Below are 19,398 nucleotides of genomic sequence, written 5' to 3'. Positions count from 1 at the left end.
CTTAGAATTTTAAAGTATAAACTTTTATAATTTACTTGGTTCAACTACCGCATACTTGACCGATCTCCTGTTGTAGGTATAGGTGATATGAACTAGCCCGTCTGAACCTTGAATTATTGCTGGATAAGCATAGCCATCTTCAATAGGAACATTTTCCAAAGTCATTACTGGTTTCCAATTTTTTCCATTTTCTGAAATAGCTAGATTGAGTATATTTCTTCCTTTTGGCTCATTCCCTTTTTTGGTTGAATGGTTGTAAATCAATAACTGGCGTCCATCCGTTAGTGTAACTGCGTCAGTGCCGGAATTAGGGTTTGGAAGATCTAAGGCAGTCATTTCTCCCCAAGTTTTTCCTTCATCATCAGACCAAATCTGAGAAAGCACATCTTGCTTCGTTCTTGAAATCGCTTGAATTTTCCCATCAGAATAAACCAAAATACTTGGCTGGATAGCATCGAATTTCACCCCATCATGGACAGGACCAATTATTTCCCAAGTGTCCCCTCCATCATCACTGATTTCAAAATAAACCATCCAGTCTTGCTCTCTACCATTGATGTAATACTCAACACTTGTGGGACTGATAATCCTCCCAGAAGCTAGCTGTACAGGTTTGTTTTTTACAGGACCTAAAATATGTCCAATAGCTGGATGCTCACCGAGTTTTTTAGGTGCAGACCAGGTTTTTCCATTGTCTTCCGAAGTCATTAGCATTCCCCACCAGGTATCAGGAGATGGCCCAACTTTGTAGAAGAGCATCAACGGCTTTCCTTCAGGCTGAAATAGAACAGGGTTCCAAGTTGCATATCGAATGGAGTCATTTTCCACCCCATTGACTATTTCTTCAGGCCAAGACCATACTCCATTTTCTAAGCGAGATATTCTGATTCCTACATCTGGATTATTTTCGTGCGTTCCCCCAAAAAAGGCTGATACATATCCTTCAGGAGTTTCTATAAGTGTGGAAGCATGTACTTCCGTAGTCGGCCTGTTGTCAAGTTCATAGATCAATCCAGACGATATCAAAGCACCTTCTCCAGGCTTAGCCGTAGGTGGTAAATAATATTTCCCTGTAATATCGTTCGAAGCCTGCTTTTGTGCTGACGCTACCACAGGAACGAGTATAATGATCAAGCAAACAAATGAAATGCGCATATTTAATTTCATAATTTATGAGTTTTAATAACCTGAGTTTTGCTGTAATTCTTTACCAAAGTTTGCGTCTATAGCTACTTGTGGAATAGGCCATAATTGATTGTAATCTTGAATTGTATTGCGAGAGCTCTCCAAAAGACCATATTTCCTAACCCTTTCTACCAGCTTTCCCATACGGATTAGCGTGCGTCTTCTTGGCTCTTCAAAAAGTAATTCTCTTGCTCTTTCATCAAGTATAAAATCGATGGATACTTCTGAAGATGTGATCAACCTAGCATTCGAACGAGCTCTTAATGCATTCAAATCCGCTGCAGCTTTGTCAAGATTACCACTTCTAAAATAAGCTTCGGCTCTAAGAAGATAGGTTTCTGCTAATCTATATACATAGACATCTTTAGAAGTTCGACCCGAGGTATTATTTGCATTCCATGGTTCTCCTTCTATTTTCCTTGGATAAGAATACAAACTGCGAAGTGTATCTTCAGCAGAGCTACTTTTAGGTATTAACTTTCCGAAAAATGTAGATTGTGGATTATTAAAATAAAAATCACGACGCATATTATATTGTGAATTTCTGATGTCATTTTTATCATTCCAGATTTCATAGAGGGAATAAATTGTACCCCTCACTCTTCCAACTCCTCTTCCCATTTCGTTAGAGGGAATATTAGGAATTCCATTGGGATCAGAAATTTTAACATAAAATGGACCTATATTTCTTACAGCAGCATTTCCGTCACGTGTACCTCCACCACCAGCAGTGAAACTTTCAAATTGCCAAACATATATTGATTCCAAATTCCCAGAATTCCTATTAAAATTCCCATCCTTGAATAAGTCAGAAAACACATCACCAGGTTGTCCTTGACTTTTTCCAAATCGAGATGTCATTAGTTTATAATCTCCTGATTCAATTACCCTTGAAGCACTTTCAATTGCCTTATCAAATTGACCCAAGCTTATATATAGCTCTGTAAGTAAATGATCGGCTGCTCCTTTACTAATTCTACCAGGAGTAGTTTTTCCTGCTGTTGGAAGCCATTTTGAAGCAAATTCTAAGTCATTTTTGGCAAATTCATATACCTTTTGACGCTCTTGTCTTTCATAGTCATACTTCGGCACATTGAGAATAGTGTCTACAATAGGCACTCCACCATAAAGATTGGCTAAGAAATTATGTGCATAGGCTCTATAAAATTTTGCTTCTGCAATCACTGCGTTTTTCTGCTCTGTATTCGCCCAAATTCCCTTATTCTCATCCTTGTTCGCATGAACTATTACGGTATTTGCCTGTGGTAGCATAGTACCATAGGCCCAGTTCCAATTCCTATTCACCTCAGGAGTCACAGAAGTTAAATAAGAGATCCAATTCCTATAGGTAAAATATTCTGCTCCAGCATCTTCCCCTACATCTGTCCCTGGAAAATTTGTGATGAAAAAGGTATTATCATCTTGAGCGTATTCTTCTCTTGCGGCCCAGGATAATCCAGTCATATACGTTTGGAATCCAGCCACAGAAACTAAGGTATTATCTGCACTTAAGGATGATAGAGGTTCTTCATACAAGAAGTCGTCGTTGCAGGAAAACATCATAGCAAGGAAGCACATTCCAAAAGCCTTTTTTCCAATATTATTTCTTTTAAATATTTTCATTTGTTTAGTCATTAAGGATTAAGATTGACCGGATTAGAATGACACATTCAACCCTACTAAAAATGTTTTAGGCATTGGATAAAGATTATCGCTACCCTGCTCGCTCGTGTACGCTCCACCATTCTCAGGATCTGTACCCATCCAATCTGTGATAGTTCCCAAATTCTTTCCTGTCATATAGACTTTTAAACCTTTCAACTTAAACTTGTCAAGCATCGGTTGACTGAGATCATATGAAAACGTCACTTCTCTTAGTCGGATAAAATCTCTACTATCATACCAGTTAGTTTGCAGAGGATTAGAATAAATCAATGAAGGTCTGCTATTAGATTGATTCTCCGGTGTCCACCAGCCTGCATCGAGTTGCCCTAAACTCCTTCCCGGCACTAGCGGATTTATCAAATTAAAGGGAGCAATCCATCCTTGCATTGCATTAACAAAAATAGAAAGCGAGAAATTGTTGTAGCTAAAGTTATTTCTAAGTCCAAATTGATATTTAGGAATATTTCCAGAACCTACCACCGTTCGATCATCAGTATTGATTATTCCATCGCCATTTAGATCTTGTACTCTTACAAAACCAGGTTTAGATCCAGCAGGAATATCATCGTCACCTAATTGATAAATCCCATCAAAAGCGTAGTCATAATAGGAATTAATCGGCTTACCGATAAACCAACCATTTGCGATGTTGTCATCTTCTTTCCCATCTCTATCCAAATCAGTTTTGAATAGATGAACAATTTCGTTTTTATTATGAGAGAATGTGAAATCAGTACTCCATTGAAATTGAGCTTTTCGGATATTATCAGTAGATAATGACACTTCAATACCTTTGTTATTTACTTCTCCCACATTGGTGAGAATGCTTGTGTATCCATTCATCACCGGAATATTCCTTCTCACTAATAAATTTTCTGTATCACTAGAATAAAATTCTATTGTCCCGGCTATTCTTCTTTGAAATAACTCGAAATCCATCGCAAAATTTGCCGTTTTTGTAGTTTCCCACGTAAGGTCATCATTTCCTAGAGTAGCAGTAACAACTCCCAAACTGCTGCTTCCCCCATCACCGTATACATATCTTCTAGTAGAAGATAATGTTAAAGATTGATAGGGTTCAATTGCTTGATTTCCCACAGCTCCATAGGAGGCTCTGAGCTTTAACATATCTAAGAAGCCAAGATTCTGCATGAAAGCCTCATCAGTCATGATCCACGCCAAAGAACCGGAAGGGAATGTTGCGTATTTATTGTTTACAGAGAACACAGAACTTCCATCTTTTCGGGCGGTCAGCGTTAATAAATAGCGATTTTTAAATTGGTAATTCATTCTCGCCATATATGAAACCATATCTACTGCGTATGCCGAAGAATTTATACGCTGTATCTCTCCAAGGCCCAGATTATTGTACCCTAGAACATCTACATTAAACTGCTCACCTGAAGCAATAGTGGACTCTGCTTCTACATGATTTCTACCAAAAAGTAAGGTGACATCAAAATTATGTTCCTCTCCAATACTCTTATTGTAGGTTACAATATTTTCTAATACCCAGTTGTATTGTCTTTCATTTAACTTAGTCGCTGAGGTACTGTTAAATGAAACATTCTTATCCTGATGCATAAAATTATACTCATGGTTCCATTGGAAACTAGGAGAAAAATTAACACGATAAGAAAGTCCATCTAGGAATGGGGCATCGACTTGTGCAAAGAAATTACTAAATAGGTTCTCTCTTATTTCCTCATTATCCGAAAGCAAAGAAGTTCTCATTGGGTTTCCGGCCGCCTGCTCATCCGGAACTGGGTATTGAGTGGGAGAACCATCTTCATAATACATAGTCCCATACGGACTTATTCTGTAGGCATCCCGAAGGTTTGCACTTACACCAGAAAGATCTCTATGTGAAAACATGGTATTAGTACCAATCTGAAGCCAAGGTTTTATAGTGCTGGTGATGTTAGCTCGAAATGTGCTTCTCTTTTGATTATCATTATAAATCAATCCTTTATCATCACTCAAGGAAGTCGAAATAAAATAGTTTGTAGCTTTTGTTCTACCAGAAATATTCAGATCTATAGCGCTAGTCCTACCTTGCTGGGAAATCTCTTTCCATGGATCAATAGATTTACCATTCTGTAAGTTTTCAGCTTCAGTTGTAGAAATATACTTCGAAATATTATTTGGATCCGATTCTAAACCCGATTGTGCTCTCCAATCTAGTCTTCTTTGTATATAGCGATCCGGACTAAGCAACTTCAGTTCTGAAGCCCACTCAGAAATTCCAGTGTAGGTATTTATACTAATAGAAGGAGTCTCAGTAGTTCCTCCTTTGGATGTAATCAATATTACTCCGTTGGCGGCTCTTGACCCATATATTGCAGTCGAGCTAGCATCTTTTAAAATCTCCATGGATTTAATATCCCTTGGGCTAATATCGTTTAGATTCCCGCTGAAAATTATACCATCTAATACTATAAGTGGGCTATTGGAACCACTAAGAGAGTTTTGGCCTCTTATTAGAATATTCCCCACTTGACCCGGCCTACCTGTATCAGTAAATTGAACTCCTGGAACGCCAACCATTGCTTCTGTTACTGATATATCATCACTGTTTCGAGACAAATCAGCAGAGGCTATCGAACCAGTAATATTCCTTTTGACTTGAGTGCCATAACCTACTACGACTACTTCATCCAAGCCGGCAATATCCTCTTGCATCACTAAATTAATTTCAGACCTGTTCCCAACTACTTCCTCTATAGACTCAAATCCTATCATAGAAAACACCAGAATACCTCCTGATTCAGAAATACTAATCGAGTATTTCCCATCTATATCGGTAACCGCTCCAGTAGAGGTTCCCTTTAACAAAATGTTTACTCCCGGCAGACCCATTTGGTCAGTGCTGGTGGTCACCGTGCCTGTCACAACACGCTGTTGAGCATAAGAAGAATTCGTTATGGCCATCACTACAAAGAGCAGTAGCAGCAAAATTGAACACCTCTTGAAATAAGGTAGTTTTAGGTTCATTATGTTTTGGGTTATAGGGTTAATTATTTTACTTAAGAGCTCCGCAAACGAAGGTTTTAATCCCTAAAGAATTAAAAACTGTGGCTTTTATCTTTGCTGCTTCTACTGCCATTTCTTTGGAGTTAGCATAGATTACTTGAATATGATTGGCCTTATGTCTAGCCATCATCTGATTCTTAGAAATTCCCGGCAGCACCGCATGCATAATAGGCCAAGCTGGAGTTGTATTTTCCCACCTTCTTTGAGTTTCTTCTTCGGGCAAAGAAACCACCTCACCTATACCTATATCACAGCAAAGAGCATCACTTTCCACATAGATTCTGCTCCAAACTATATTGCCTGGCTTACTCAGCCCTTTTAGACTTCCTCCGCCTTTCTTGAAATACATAGGAGGCTGCCTTTCACTACTAGCTCCAGCATATCCGCCGACAAAATGTGCTGGAGGTGCTGCTCCTGATATCAAAAACACCCACACAAATTCAGGCTCGCCACTGATAAGGTATTCCTCTCCCCATCGAATATCATGAAGGGTAGTTTCTGGAGCTTGGCCTAACTCTTGCCACAGTTGCGTGGTGATCAGCGCATCAATTCCTGCACATTCGTCCACTTCATTGAAATGGGGTATAAGTGTTTTGGGATAAAGTTCTTTCCCTTCAGTATCAAAAACAGGAGGCCTATCCATGTTATTCAATAGGCCTTCTGCCAAATCACTGGCAGCCGCCAAATCCTTAAGACCCTGCTGGTATTGAATTCCAATCGTATCACAGCCAAATTGATCTGAAATTCTGACCGCAGCGATATACATTTTACACTGATCAAGGGTTTGCTCTTTTGTAAGTTCTGTTACTGGATTGGAGCCCCAGTTGAATGTCATCCCTTTAGCTATCAACCAGTCCAATATTTGCTGAGCTTCTGAATCAGCTATATTGAGCATCTCCGCATAAAGTGCCGATTGACTTAAGCGCTCCTTAAAAATCCCTAGCTTGTTCAATAGTTTATCAGGAACGATCGCATTGAACATTCCCATGCATCCCTCATCAAACACACCCATTATGGCTTTTCGATGATGAAAATCATAAGCAAACTTCTCAGCTCGCTTTCTTTGAGATTCGGAAATCTGCAATGATTCAAAACTGCTCACATGTGAATCATCCTGTGTAATCGTACCAGTATTCAGCCATTCTGACAATTTTTCTTTAAAAAATTCATCCTGAAAATCCTTGCTCCAAAGTGTGCTGTATGCTACTTCTGCTTTGGTAAGAGAGCCATTCAGATTCAGCATACCTACAAGACCAGAAGACATCCCTTCCCAATTAGCTAAAGTTAAAATTGGTCCTTTGTGAGACATCAATCCAGGAAGTACATGGTGTGTGTACTGCCAAACACTCTCTGCAACTATGATTGGAGCATTTGGATCAAGCGTCCTGAAGACTTCCATTCCCATCTTCTGGGAATCTATAAATCCATGCTGTTTTACTGAATCAAAGGTATGTCCACGGAGAATCTCGAAGCCAAATTCCTTGAGTGTAGTTTCAAGCTGTTGCTCCATTTTTTCTTGGAACTTCCAGCCTACCTGATTGGCATCTAATCGCAAATCTCCACTGGAAACTACTAGTATTTTTTTTGGCTCGTGCATCTGTTTAAGCTGATTTAGTTAAATGAACTCAACAAATATGGGCTTAATTAAAAGCGACTCATTATTACATTTTGCCATTAAGTTATACTATCTTATCATTGTTTATCCTAAAAATGGATAATGAGAACGATTGCATCAAAAAACGGATTTTAAATCATATAATATTGAGACGACTTAGCAAACTATACTGAATCAAACCTTTATTATAATTGCCAAAAAACCAATGAAACCACATTTCCATAAGGTCCCAATAACACATGAGAATTCATTTAGTATCAGGCATGATAAAAAACCAAATTTTGGTACACTTTGGCATTTTCATCCGGAGCTCGAGCTCCATTACATAGTGAAAGGACAGGGCACTCAATATATAGGAGATACAGTAAGTAGTTTTTCGGACGGTGATCTTATTTTACTAGGTGAGAACTTGCCCCATACGTGGAGATGTTCTGAGCAGTATTTTCAGGGAAATGAAGAAGTGACAGTAGAAGCTTTTGTCCTGCATTTTTCACCCACTTGTTTTGGCAAAGACTTTATGGACCTTCCTGAAACAATTGCCATCACTTCCTTATATGAGAGAGCCAAAAAAGGAATGATTATCTATGGAGAGACTAAAGAAAAACTTACAGCGATCTTGCATGAAACAGTTAAGGCTGGACAGTTAGAGCGGATAATAAACTTATTGAGAATTCTCCAAATTCTAGGCACGAGTTCAGAGTATAAGACCATTTCACCTGGTTATGCAAACAGTCACCTAGCAAATATTTCAGAGATGCAGCGAATGGAAAAAATCTATACCTATGTCCTTGCCCACTACCGAGAGGACATCAGCTTAGAGAAAATTGCAGGTATTGCAAATCTCAGTGTCTCCAGTTTTTGCAGGTATTTTAAAAAGATGACTAATAAAACTTTCTTTGAGTTTCTGATCGAAATTAGGATTTCAAATGTGTGTCGTGCCCTGGTCGAAGATAAATTACCTATAGAAGTTATCTGCTATGAGTGTGGGTTCAATAACGTTTCCAATTTCTACAGGCATTTCAACAAAGTCACAGGAATGACACCATTTAATTACAAGAAGCAATATTTGATTTGATGATTCTTACGGCTACTTACTTTTTGTATTTGTTATTTAAAATCCAATATTCTATTAAAAAGCCCCCAAATGCTTCATCTGGGGGCAAAAATTAAACTCTTTAGATTTTGGCAGGAACTTCAAATCCCGGTCTATACTCACGACTCAGCATGGCATCTGCTTCAGGGTCATTGACAAATTTTTCCGTTTTCGGATCAAAGTCTAACACTCGACCTAGCCGGTAAGCAATGTTGCCCAAGTGAGCTAAGCCTGAAGAAAGGTGCGCAGTTTCTACCGGGCCGTTAAGAATAGACTTATCATGCTTACGAACGGCCTCTATAAAGTTGGCAAAGTGACCGTCAGTACCTCCCGCTCCTCTGTCCATTCCTGAAGCAGCAGCCCCACCATCGTCTCCAGATATCCCAGGCGTTCGGTCATTGCCCAAATACGTCTTAAACTTATCATAGCCATCTACTACTAGATAGCCTTTATCACCATAGAAAATATTACCCACCGTAGCTCCATCCTCAGCATTAGTATACCATGGCCGAACTTCAAACTGGATGATTTTTCCTTCATCAGGATAATTGTAAATAGACGTTAATACCTCAGGAGTCTCCTTACTGTCTTTCCAAAGATATTTCCCTCCCATCGAAGTAATTTTGGTAGGAAAACCTACGTCCAAACCCCACATGCATAGATCTGTCTCATGGATTCCTTGGTTCCCCACATCACCATTGCCATAGTCAAAATGCCAATGCCAATTATAATGTACCAGATCATGAGTAAATGGCGCTTTAGGAGCTGGTCCCGTCCAAAGATCGTAATCCAGTCCGGCGGGAACAGCTGAAGGTCCTTTGACACCGATATCTCCACGCATTCTAAACACCAACCCTCGAGACATATAAACTCGACCAATATACCCGTCTCTCATCAATTGTATTGCCTGTTGCACCGCTGGTGAACTTCGAAGCTGAACTCCATGCTGCACGATACGATCGTATTTTTCTGCAGCTTCTATCATTCTTCGCCCTTCAGAGATATTGTGCGAACCTGGCTTTTCCACATAGACATCTTTGCCTGCCTGGCAAGCCCAGATTGTGGCCAAAGCGTGCCAGTGATTTGGCGTAGCAAGACTTACAACATCTATATCTTTATTATCAAATACTTTTCTCAGATCCTGCTCAAGCGCTACTTCTTTCCCATATTTCTCCTTAAACGTTTTTTGCCCCGCTGTCAGCAAATTCATATCTGGATCACATAGAGTTGTTACCTGCACATCCTTCTGAGCCATAAAGCTCTCAATATGACTTTTGCCTCTCCCGTTTATTCCCAAGACAGCGGCGTTGATCCTGTCATTTGCTCCAAAAGCTGAAGCCGGAATAAATGTGGGCAGCACCAAAGCAGCCGAACTGGCAATAGCCGTCTTTTTGATAAAAGTTCTTCTTGATGATTCTTTAAGCATAGTATAAGGTTTTTAGGTTTGTGTTTTTTGATCTAATATTTAATTCGCTCTGAATTCAATCTGCAACATACGCTCAAATCAGAAAGTGAACCTTGATAGCTTCTTTGGTATTCAGTAGAAACAGTTCATGAAAATGAATAAAATAATGGATGAAACATATCATTAATTATAAAAATTTACTTAATGACCAATTTTCACTCTGTGAACTTCTATTTTTAGCACTCATATGAATACAAAAATGTAAACAAATCCAAAATGATTAATATAGAGCGTATTGACCATGTACTGATCACCATCCCTCTAAATACCCGAGCTGATGCCAGACGGTTTTACACAGAAAAATTAGCTTTCTCAGAAATCCTTGGAATGCACCCTAGAGGTGCTATTTGGATCCAACTTGGAGACATTGAACTGCATATTCTCGAAGAAGATGGACATCAAAACGCTTCTGGCAGACATCCCGCTTTGGTGGTAAAAGACTTAGAGGCCGCCAAAGAATTCCTACAAAAAGAAAACATTGATATCCAATACTCATCAAAGATTGTAGGTCGAGACCGCTGCTTCTTCAGAGACCCTTGGGGAAACAGATTTGAATTGATTGAATTCATTTAGTAGAGAAAAGTAGCATGCTTAATTCTTCTCCTGCATTGCTAACTACCCTACTTTTCACCAGAAAATTGATCACCTACACTCCCCTAGTTTTCGGCTTATCAAGCAACAGAAAAATATACGTACAATAAACATCCGCTAAATGAAATATCAGCGGCTGAATAAAGTAATTGTCCTTGTAGCCTGACCTACAGGCATTATTTATGAAAGTGACTTTCAGACGAACAATTGAGATTGACACATGAACACTTATTAACAGGAATTGGTAATTTTCCTCAAATCTAAATCGATTGGGTTTTGCTGAAACGATCAATTTCCTAACTGGATTTTAGTGGTACATTACATTTCAACTACTAGGAATTCTTGCGCATATACATATAACAATGTTTAAAAAGCTATTTTTCACATTAAACTATTTATTATTATTTTTAACAACAATAAATAATAAGACACACTTTTAAACCAATAGAGACTAACTACTTTTTATAAGTGAACATGAAGTATAAAACAAATTTTTCCACTTTAGATTGCTGCTTAAATATTTTGCATTACCAAATGTAATAGAAATTAATAATCACATTTAATTCAGATTCATAAAAAAAACACAAAAGTAATAAAACTATATTAATTAACACGATATTTAGGTTTTTAAATATAAATAATATACCTTGTCTTTTTCAGGAATTACAAGAGTTCAATCAATAAAAATAGATTGAATTTAGGTTTCAATATCTATCAACAATCTCGTTGATAATAAAACTCCTCAGAGCTGCATCACTCAGCTATTTTCAAATATTTAATCATTATAAATTGTCTGTATAAACTATTATACAGGTGAGAAAATTTATTGTTATACCATGAATAAAAAACGCGTTGGAATTATTGGAGCTGGGCCTAGTGGACTTGCGCAATTGAGAGCATTTGAAGCTGCAAAAAACGAAGGGCATGATGGGCCAGAAGTAGTTTGCTTTGAGAAGCAAAGTAATTGGGGTGAAATGTGGAATTACTCTTGGAGAACGGGAGTAGGCCAATATGGCGAACCTATTCACGGGAGTATGTATAAGTATCTTTGGTCAAATGGCCCAAAAGAATGCTTGGAATTTTCCGATTATTCTTTTGATGAACATTTCAAAAAGCCCATTTCATCCTATCCTCCACGACCAGTTTTATTCGATTACATCCAAGGCCGAATCAAGAAAAATAATGTCAGAGACTACATCCGTTTTGATACGACCGTCAGGTGGGTAAGTTTTGATGAAGAGACTCAAAAATTTACAGTAGTTCTGGACAATTTGAAAATTGACAAAACCTACTCAGAGGAATTTGATTACTTGGTAGTAGCTTCAGGGCATTTTTCCACTCCAAATATGCCATATTTCAAAGGAATAGAACATTTCCCTGGACAAGTGATGCATGCACATGACTTCCGTGGAGCAGATCAGTTCAAAGATCTTAACCTGCTAATCGTGGGAAGTAGCTACTCAGCAGAGGACATCGGGGTTCAATGCTATAAACACGGAGCCAAATCTGTCACCCTCAGTTACAGGAGCAGTCCTATTGGAGTCGCGTGGCCAGAAGGCATCAAGGAAGTTCCCTTGCTTACTCATTTTGAAAACGACACCGCATTTTTCAAAGACGGAACTAGCGAGAAGTATGATGCTGTAGTCCTTTGTACAGGTTATCAACACAAGTTCCCGTTTCTACCTGATGAAATGCGTTTAAAAACAAAAAACAATTTATATCCAGATCATTTGTATAAAGGGATTTTCTTCAACGAATTGCCAAGGCTAATATACTTAGGTATGCAAGATCAGTATTATACTTTCAATATGTTTGATGCGCAAGCCTGGGTATCAAGAGATTGTATTATGGGGAAGTATGAATTACCCTCAAAAGAAGAGCGTAGATTGGATATCAATAAATGGCTGGCTGAAAATGAAGCCCATACTTCAAATGAAGCACATGTAGATTTTCAAACTGCCTATATTAAGGAATTACTTTCTCTTTCAAACTACCCGAACTTTAATGTAGAAAAAGTTGCAGAGATGTTTAAGGAATGGCTTAAAGACAAAGAGGAAAACATTTTAACATACAGAGATAAATCTTTTAAAAGTGTGGTGACAGGAACGCAAGCAGAGATTCATCACACAGAATGGATGGACGAATTGAACGACACTAAAGAGCGCTACTTATATCAAGAAGAAAGTGAAGAATCCCTAGCAGATAAAGTAAAAGTATCAGCTATTTAATCTCCCTTCTATATATAATTTGAAGTATATATAAAACAACAATTACTCCAATTAGTTAGAAGCAGTTTTTTTCCAGCAATTGCCTTTTATGTTAAAACCATAAATTAACTAATTATAATAGATTGTTTTTATCGGTCCTTATTCTGTTTACATGAAGAAGTATTCCTAAATGCATATAATTGGACTGATAGAACATATTTCTCTATGGGTGTTTTATTCTAATGCCTTTAGAGTAAAAAGTGATTTAGCTTAAAATATTTGCAGCTTTCTTACTTGAAGTACTGTAAATAGATGCAATAACCAGCGCTATTCCCACAGGGAGAAAAATGGTGAAGATCAAGATTACTTCATGGTAATATGGAATTGCTCCCACCACATTCCACAGCAAAAGTCCTTGAGTAAATAAAATCAGTTCAGTAGAAATAAAACCCAAGATTAGAATCTGTAATCCCAGTTTCGAGAGTTTTACTTGAGGAATAATTCCATTTCGCACGCAAACTCCTAAACAGGTCATGGTAAAAACACCAAGCATAATCAGGTGAATGAACCCTATAAAGAACTGACGGACTTCTGAAGAAGCTCCTAGAAAGGAAGGAAGAATTAGTGTAAATTGAATGATCGTTTTTATTAGAAGAGAAACTACACCTATTACAATTAGGCCATCCCCTATGGTTACTTCATCGCGTTGAAATACTTTCCAACTTTTCAGCAAAGGATAAAGCAGTTTCCCCAAGACTAAAAGCTGAACTACCACTCCTAGGGCATTGAGATGACTAAGTACTGGGATCGGATATGACCAAAAGGCAGGCAGCCCGTAGGTAAGAACTAGAGAGATTTGCAGCATCCAAAACTCGAATTTGGTGATTTTCAGGATGAATCTCTTTTGCTCCAAGGTTAAAACTAAAAAAGCCAAAATCGCGAATACGAACCATCCGTTGAATTGTAAGTGGAGAAAAAGCTCGATACTGGCAAAATAAAGAGGATCAAATTTCCCAAACTTCGCTATCACTACTGGCAAAAACCATACGCCTAGTGTAGAAATAAACATCCAATAAATCGCCCATCTTCCGAGCAGAGATGCAGTCTTATAAGTTAGTCTTTTCAGATCCTGTAGCAATAAATAACCAAGACGATAAGCAATAAGCAAATGTGCCGTAAGCAAAGAAATGCTCAAAACTGTGTAGCCGTCAACCACAAAAGCAACCGTCATCACTAGGCAAACTAAAACATTTATCAGAAGCAATAGACGATAGGATTTCGGTTTTTGAACAAGGCCTTTTAGGAAAAAAATAAATAGTGCACAAATCACTGTGAAGCCCCATCCGAGCATTGCAAGATGAGAATGTGCATGAAGGACATTAGTATATTCAAAAAATGGCAAGTCAATCACCCAAAATAACCGCATGCTTGTACCCAGCAAAGCAGCGAACAAAAAAAGCCAGAGTCCCCAAATCACGTAGATTTGCTCAAACTTGAGTTTAGACGTTCTTCTATGAGAATTATTTTGGTGATTCATCGGTAGAAATATTTCCTTTAGGAAACTCAAAACTAACGTTATCTCGTGAAACTCTCATTTTGACAATCTGAATAGAAAGAAAACTTTTCTGAATATTGCATAATTATCAAAGGCTATTAATCAAAAAATACTTCCGTTTAAAACGAATGTTCTGCTTACTTCGCAGATTTTTTACTTTCTTCGAACTTATAAATAAACCCAAATCATCGTAATTTTCAGAAATTATTAGTTTTAAAATCACATATGAAAGAAATAATAGATACAATAAATGCGGTTGTTTGGAGTAATGCACTGATTTTTCTTTGCTTGGCAGCTGGAGTTTATTTTTCCATTGCCACTAAATTTCTACAAGTCACCTATCTGAAAGAAATGCTTACCCTCCTATTCAAGGGAGAATCCTCCAAAAGAGGTGTATCATCCTTTCAGGCCTTTGCAATTGCAATATCTGGAAGAGTGGGAACAGGAAATATTGCAGGTGTAGCGACAGCGATAGCGATGGGGGGACCCGGAGCTATATTTTGGATGTGGGTAATCGCATTCCTCGGAGCAGCATCAGCTTTTGTAGAGTCTACCCTCGGTCAAATCTACAAAGAAGTCAACGATGGTGAGTACAGAGGTGGGCCAGCATATTATATTGAAAAAGGAATTGGCAAGAAATGGTATGCGATCCTATTCGCATTTGCAACCATACTTGCGACAGCTATTTTCATGCCTGGCGTACAAAGTAACAGTATAGCTTTGAGCATGGATAATGCATTTAATTTACCTGTAGAATACACGGGGATCTTTATTACAGCACTATTGGCTGTGATTATTCTAGGTGGAGTAAAAAGAATCAGTAAAGTCGCTGAAATTGTAATTCCGGTAATGGCTGGTGCTTACATTTTGATGGCCATGGTTATTATTTCTATCAACATCACTGAAGTTCCAGCGGTATTCGCTTTGATATTCAAGTCAGCATTCAATATGGAAGCTGCCTTTAGTGGTGTGTTTGGTATGGCTATCGCTTGGGGAGTGAAAAGAGGTATCTACTCCAATGAAGCAGGTCAAGGAACGGCACCTCATGCAGCTTCAGCAGCCGAAGTAAGTCATCCGGTGAAACAAGGCTTGGTACAGGCTTTTTCAGTATATGTAGATACGCTATTCGTATGTACCGCTACTGCCTTGATGATTCTATTTACAGGCCAGTTTAATGTAGTTAATCCAGACGGTGGATTTATAGTCGAAAATTTACCTGGTATTGCTTACGGGCCAGAATACACCCAGTTTGCCGTGGCGTCTCAGTTCCCTTCTCTGGGAGCAGGTTTCGTAGCGATTTCATTGTTGTTTTTCGCCTTTACTACGATCATGGCATATTACTATATCGCAGAAACCAACCTGAGTTATTTGATCAGAAAAACTCATAATAAATGGGGAATCTGGGTTCTTAGACTTGCCATTCTTGGAGCTACTTTCTACGGAACAATCAAAACAGCCGAGATGGCCTGGACAATGGGTGATATCGGTGTAGGCTTGATGGCTTGGCTGAATATTATAGCAATCATCCTTCTTCGCAAGCCAGCTTTCAAAGCGCTTAAGGATTACCAGCGTCAGAAGAAAGAAGGCAAAGATCCAGTCTTTATTGCTAAAGATGTTGGTATTGAAAATGCTGACTTCTGGGTTAAAAGAGATTAGTGAATTTGACCGCAGTGTTCGCAGAGGAACGCGGAGGATGCAATCAGGATCACCAGAGAATATTTATAAGCCGGCATTTGATTGTCGGCTTTTTTTTTCGACGAAATCGTTAATTTGAAAGTGATAAAGTCAAACGCCAAAAATACTGGCCATCAAATCATTCAAAAATGAAAACCCTAAAAACCCTCATCACCTGCCTGTTTCTACTCACTTTTTTGGGATGTGAGGATGATTCTGATCCCTCAACAATCACTGTGGAAAGGTACGTGGAATTATTAAAAAAGGGGAAATACGATGCTGACCAGTTGCCGGAGTTTTCTTCTGGGGACATTCCAGCGCTTCTAGCTTATAGAAATGAAAGTCAGCTAATTAAAGACTTTCCTGTCAATACTCTTTCATCCTCTTTGACAGTTGAATGCACTTTAGGAATGTTTGTCCTGTGGACTATAGAATCTATTCGAGCACGTGCGATAAACTCTAAATACCTGTTTCATACCTTCCCATCACAAAATCCCGTAGTGGAGAAAAAGGAAGACCTTGTTGGAATTCAACAGAGTGATGCTGTTCGCGGAATAGTTGCTCAGTCCTACTTTGACTGGTGGGAAACTAACAAGAATAAAGACTTTGATGAGTTCAAAGAGATTGATCCTGTGACGACTACCCCATTTCGCTGGCATTAAGGGCTCCCCTACTTTTCACCTTCTCAAGGATATGCCAGGTTTAGTTTTATTGTGAAAAACCACACACCCTATTTGGATAAAGGGAGAATAACCAAAGCCCAGGTATTCTACCTAGTTTTGATGAAATTTACTGGAGAATAGTTATGAAGATTAAAAACAAAACACTCACTTACGGTTTCATTGCTGCTGGACTAATGAATATCGGCGGTGTTTTAACCTTTTCAAGATTTTTTACCAACTCATCAATCTCCGAATTTGATCCGGTAGTTATGTCCAACTTTGGACTTTTAATGATCCTTGTTTGGGGACTTGCTTACATTGCTATAGCTAAAGATTTTGAAAAAGTGAGATGGTTAGTAGCCGTATTCGCAATAGAAAAACTAATCTACGGAATCGTGTGGGCCAAATGGTTGCTGAATAATGACCTTTCGGAAGTCTATGCCCAAGACGCCATGGCCGGAATCTTCTATACCATCTACGGCGCAAATGATTGGATTTTCTTCCTCTTTTTCTCTTATGTGTTTTTGCGAACCATGTCAAAAAGGAACGAATTTTACAATTAAGCAAAGCTTAATAAACCCTATTAAAAATTTTATATCTGATTATTTTTCAGGAAGTTAAGAACTACGATCTTGCCTAGCCCTTAATCAAGTGATCTGACAAGGAACCAACACTGGTTATAACTCATTGAAAGACTAAGTATCGAATCAAAAGCACCCAAATATGGAAAGTAATTCAGTAACAAATTATATTAAAGAGGTAATTGGAAATATGCCAACTGACTGGCTGAGTCTTACCACTCATCGGCTAGATATTTATGATGAGAAATTGGCTAAAACTCAATTCTTGGATCAATTTGAAATTTTATTCACTCAAAATAATGCATCCACACCAGCGCTGAGCGCACTTCCCACTGCATACGACTACATCCGATTAGGTCATCCTTTATCTTGTATTCTGGAATGGGCTATTGCAAAGTCCATCAACCAACCTTCAGAAAATGTCATCAGTTTCTCCTCGAAAACAACTCCAATTTTAGCTGTTTTACGGACGAATTTAGTAGAGACTAGAAACACCCAAATCATCTATACCGGCGAATTACCTGAATATTTTGACGCCGAAGTAGTTAAAAATATTTACGGTTACAAGTTTGATTTGCAAGAGGTCGAGCAAGGAATAGAGATTCCTGCTTTTGAAGGAAGTACTATCTACATCTCTCAGGTAGAGCAATTTGAAGACACTAATCTCAGTAGCGAAATTGATTTTTACATCAATCTTCACGGGCAGCTTGGAAGCATTTTGGTAGTAAATGAAGAGAAAAATTCATCCTTTATCTCAGAGATTCAGCATGTCCGCAGAAGAGAAACCATTGCGATGACGCCAGCCAATTGTCTTCAGGCTTTGAAATCTCTTGTTGGCCAGGATTCGTCAGCTCCGCAGAATAGTACTTTTGAAGCAGACAAATCAAGCGTATTAGCTTCGATTAAGGATATTACAGGCACCAAGACAACGCCCCTCGTTGCTTCAAGTGGACTGTCGATGCAGTATGCAATCATGATGGGCCTCGTCCATGATGCGCTGGAAAATCATAAAGGCAAAGCAATCAAATTTATCGTTCCACCAAATTGCTATGGTGGCACGAATGACCAAGCAAGACGTGTAGCAGCTTGCAATGACCTAGTTGAAGTGGTGGACTTGCTTGTTGATGGAGAGAATGAAATGGTACAAAGCATTGATACCATCTTAAATCAAGTTGCGGAAGAAGATGCGATTCCATACATCATCGCCGAGATCCCAACAAACCCGAGAGTTGAGGTTCCAGATCTTCAGCAATTAAAGGCTGTATTGAGCAAAGAGCGTAAAACTCCAACTGGAGAAACTGCCATCCCCTCAGTCTTTATTTTGGATCAAACCTTTTGTCCCAACTATCTTTTCTTGGGCGAAGGTGAAATACTCTCGACCGTAAATGCCATTTCTTATGCCAGTGGGTCCAAATTTCCAAGTGGTGGGAAATGTACTGCCGGCTACTGCGTAGCAAATGATAAAGCGGCAGGTTTGATGGAAAAAATAGCGTTGCATCTCAACCTTTGCGACAATGAAGCTACTGAGCTTCAGTATGAAATATTAGCCAAGCAATTGCCGTCCATGAATCAACGGATCAAAGACGCTTATTTCAATACACGCGATTTTGTCAACTTCATTCAGGAAACCTTACCAGCGGCAAAGATTAATTTCGTTTCAGAAGAATTAGCAGCACAAGGATTTACACCATCTGTTTTTTCCCTAGATCTGCCTACCAAAGGCAATAATGCTCAAGAAAAAGAGGCTTATAAAAGAGCGTTAAATCTAAAGTTAATCGATATGATGATTTCTGAGATCCCCGATGAAAGTAAGTACTGCGTGAGTTATGGACAGTTAAAAGGCTGTTATTGGACGATTCCTGCGACATCTACACAAGGCACAACCAAAGAAGGTGACAAAGACTACATTGCCCGTGTGTCACTTTCACCAAACATGGATCTTGAGCGTCACAAAGAAGTCTTTCGAAAATTTGTCAACGAGATTTGATCAGTAAGGAGGTATTCAATGCCTCCTTTTTTACTTTAAGAGATCAAATCAGCTCTTCTAAAATCAATTGAAGCAGGTATTTATT

The 19,398-nt window shown here is 38.7% G+C and carries 13 protein-coding genes; 7 read left to right on the top strand and 6 right to left on the bottom strand.

Annotated features, from left to right (window positions below; genetic code table 11):
• Nucleotides 1-24 precede the first annotated feature (24 nt).
• Genes BVH02_RS16620 through BVH02_RS16605 form a run of 4 tightly spaced genes read right to left on the bottom strand, consistent with a single transcriptional unit; the run spans nucleotide 25 to nucleotide 7,480 of the window.
• Nucleotides 25-1,167 carry a sialidase family protein gene (locus BVH02_RS16620; RefSeq protein ID WP_205635748.1) on the bottom strand — a complete coding sequence of 381 codons (1,143 nt, stop codon included), beginning with the start codon at nucleotides 1,165-1,167 and terminating at the stop codon, nucleotides 25-27.
• A gap of 12 nt (nucleotides 1,168-1,179) precedes the next feature.
• Entirely contained in the window at nucleotides 1,180-2,808 is a 1,629-nt protein-coding gene (locus BVH02_RS16615; protein ID WP_086502620.1) for a RagB/SusD family nutrient uptake outer membrane protein, read from the bottom strand.
• 33 nt (nucleotides 2,809-2,841) lie between these two features.
• Nucleotides 2,842-5,844, bottom strand: coding sequence for a SusC/RagA family TonB-linked outer membrane protein (locus tag BVH02_RS16610; protein ID WP_086502594.1), 3,003 nt, complete (start codon nucleotides 5,842-5,844; stop codon nucleotides 2,842-2,844).
• 28 nt (nucleotides 5,845-5,872) lie between these two features.
• A complete protein-coding gene (locus BVH02_RS16605) occupies nucleotides 5,873-7,480 on the bottom strand; it encodes a fucose isomerase (RefSeq protein ID WP_086502593.1) in 1,608 nt (535 codons plus the stop codon).
• A gap of 223 nt (nucleotides 7,481-7,703) precedes the next feature.
• Between BVH02_RS16605 and BVH02_RS16600 the strand changes: the two genes are divergently transcribed.
• Complete coding sequence (locus BVH02_RS16600; protein ID WP_086502592.1) at nucleotides 7,704-8,573, top strand: AraC family transcriptional regulator; 870 nt, start codon at nucleotides 7,704-7,706, stop codon at nucleotides 8,571-8,573.
• A 100-nt stretch (nucleotides 8,574-8,673) separates the two neighbouring features.
• On the opposite strand, the gene BVH02_RS16595 is transcribed toward BVH02_RS16600, so the two are convergent.
• Nucleotides 8,674-10,017: a Gfo/Idh/MocA family protein gene (locus BVH02_RS16595; protein ID WP_086502591.1), complete on the bottom strand. Its 1,344-nt coding sequence runs from the start codon at nucleotides 10,015-10,017 to the stop codon at nucleotides 8,674-8,676.
• A gap of 255 nt (nucleotides 10,018-10,272) precedes the next feature.
• Between BVH02_RS16595 and BVH02_RS16590 the strand changes: the two genes are divergently transcribed.
• Together BVH02_RS16590 and BVH02_RS16585 are read left to right on the top strand one after the other, a co-directional pair.
• Complete coding sequence (locus tag BVH02_RS16590) at nucleotides 10,273-10,629, top strand: VOC family protein (protein ID WP_086502590.1); 357 nt, start codon at nucleotides 10,273-10,275, stop codon at nucleotides 10,627-10,629.
• Nucleotides 10,630-11,483: 854 nt separating this feature from the next.
• The gene (locus BVH02_RS16585; RefSeq protein WP_086502589.1) at nucleotides 11,484-12,875 is read left to right on the top strand and encodes a flavin-containing monooxygenase; all 1,392 of its coding nucleotides are present in this window, start codon (nucleotides 11,484-11,486) and stop codon (nucleotides 12,873-12,875) included.
• Nucleotides 12,876-13,119: 244 nt separating this feature from the next.
• Here BVH02_RS16585 and BVH02_RS16580 read toward each other — a convergent pair whose 3' ends face one another.
• Nucleotides 13,120-14,391, bottom strand: coding sequence for a hypothetical protein (locus BVH02_RS16580; protein WP_086502588.1), 1,272 nt, complete (start codon nucleotides 14,389-14,391; stop codon nucleotides 13,120-13,122).
• 243 nt (nucleotides 14,392-14,634) lie between these two features.
• On the opposite strand from BVH02_RS16580, the gene BVH02_RS16575 reads away from it, so the two are divergent.
• From BVH02_RS16575 to BVH02_RS16560, 4 genes are all read left to right on the top strand, one after another.
• Entirely contained in the window at nucleotides 14,635-16,065 is a 1,431-nt protein-coding gene (locus BVH02_RS16575) for an alanine/glycine:cation symporter family protein (RefSeq protein ID WP_086502587.1), read from the top strand.
• A 167-nt stretch (nucleotides 16,066-16,232) separates the two neighbouring features.
• On the top strand, nucleotides 16,233-16,745 hold the full coding sequence (locus BVH02_RS16570; RefSeq protein ID WP_086502586.1) for a DUF4943 family protein: 513 nt from the start codon (nucleotides 16,233-16,235) through the stop codon (nucleotides 16,743-16,745).
• 143 nt (nucleotides 16,746-16,888) lie between these two features.
• Nucleotides 16,889-17,308, top strand: a complete 420-nt coding sequence (locus tag BVH02_RS16565) for a hypothetical protein (protein ID WP_086502585.1) — start codon at nucleotides 16,889-16,891, stop codon at nucleotides 17,306-17,308.
• Nucleotides 17,309-17,468: 160 nt separating this feature from the next.
• A complete protein-coding gene (locus BVH02_RS16560; RefSeq protein WP_086502584.1) occupies nucleotides 17,469-19,313 on the top strand; it encodes a PLP-dependent aminotransferase family protein in 1,845 nt (614 codons plus the stop codon).
• Nucleotides 19,314-19,398 lie beyond the last annotated feature (85 nt).

Source organism: Algoriphagus ratkowskyi (assembly GCF_002150505.1).
In the GTDB taxonomy this organism is placed as follows: domain Bacteria; phylum Bacteroidota; class Bacteroidia; order Cytophagales; family Cyclobacteriaceae; genus Algoriphagus; species Algoriphagus ratkowskyi.
This window is presented reverse-complemented; position numbering and strand designations above follow the sequence as displayed.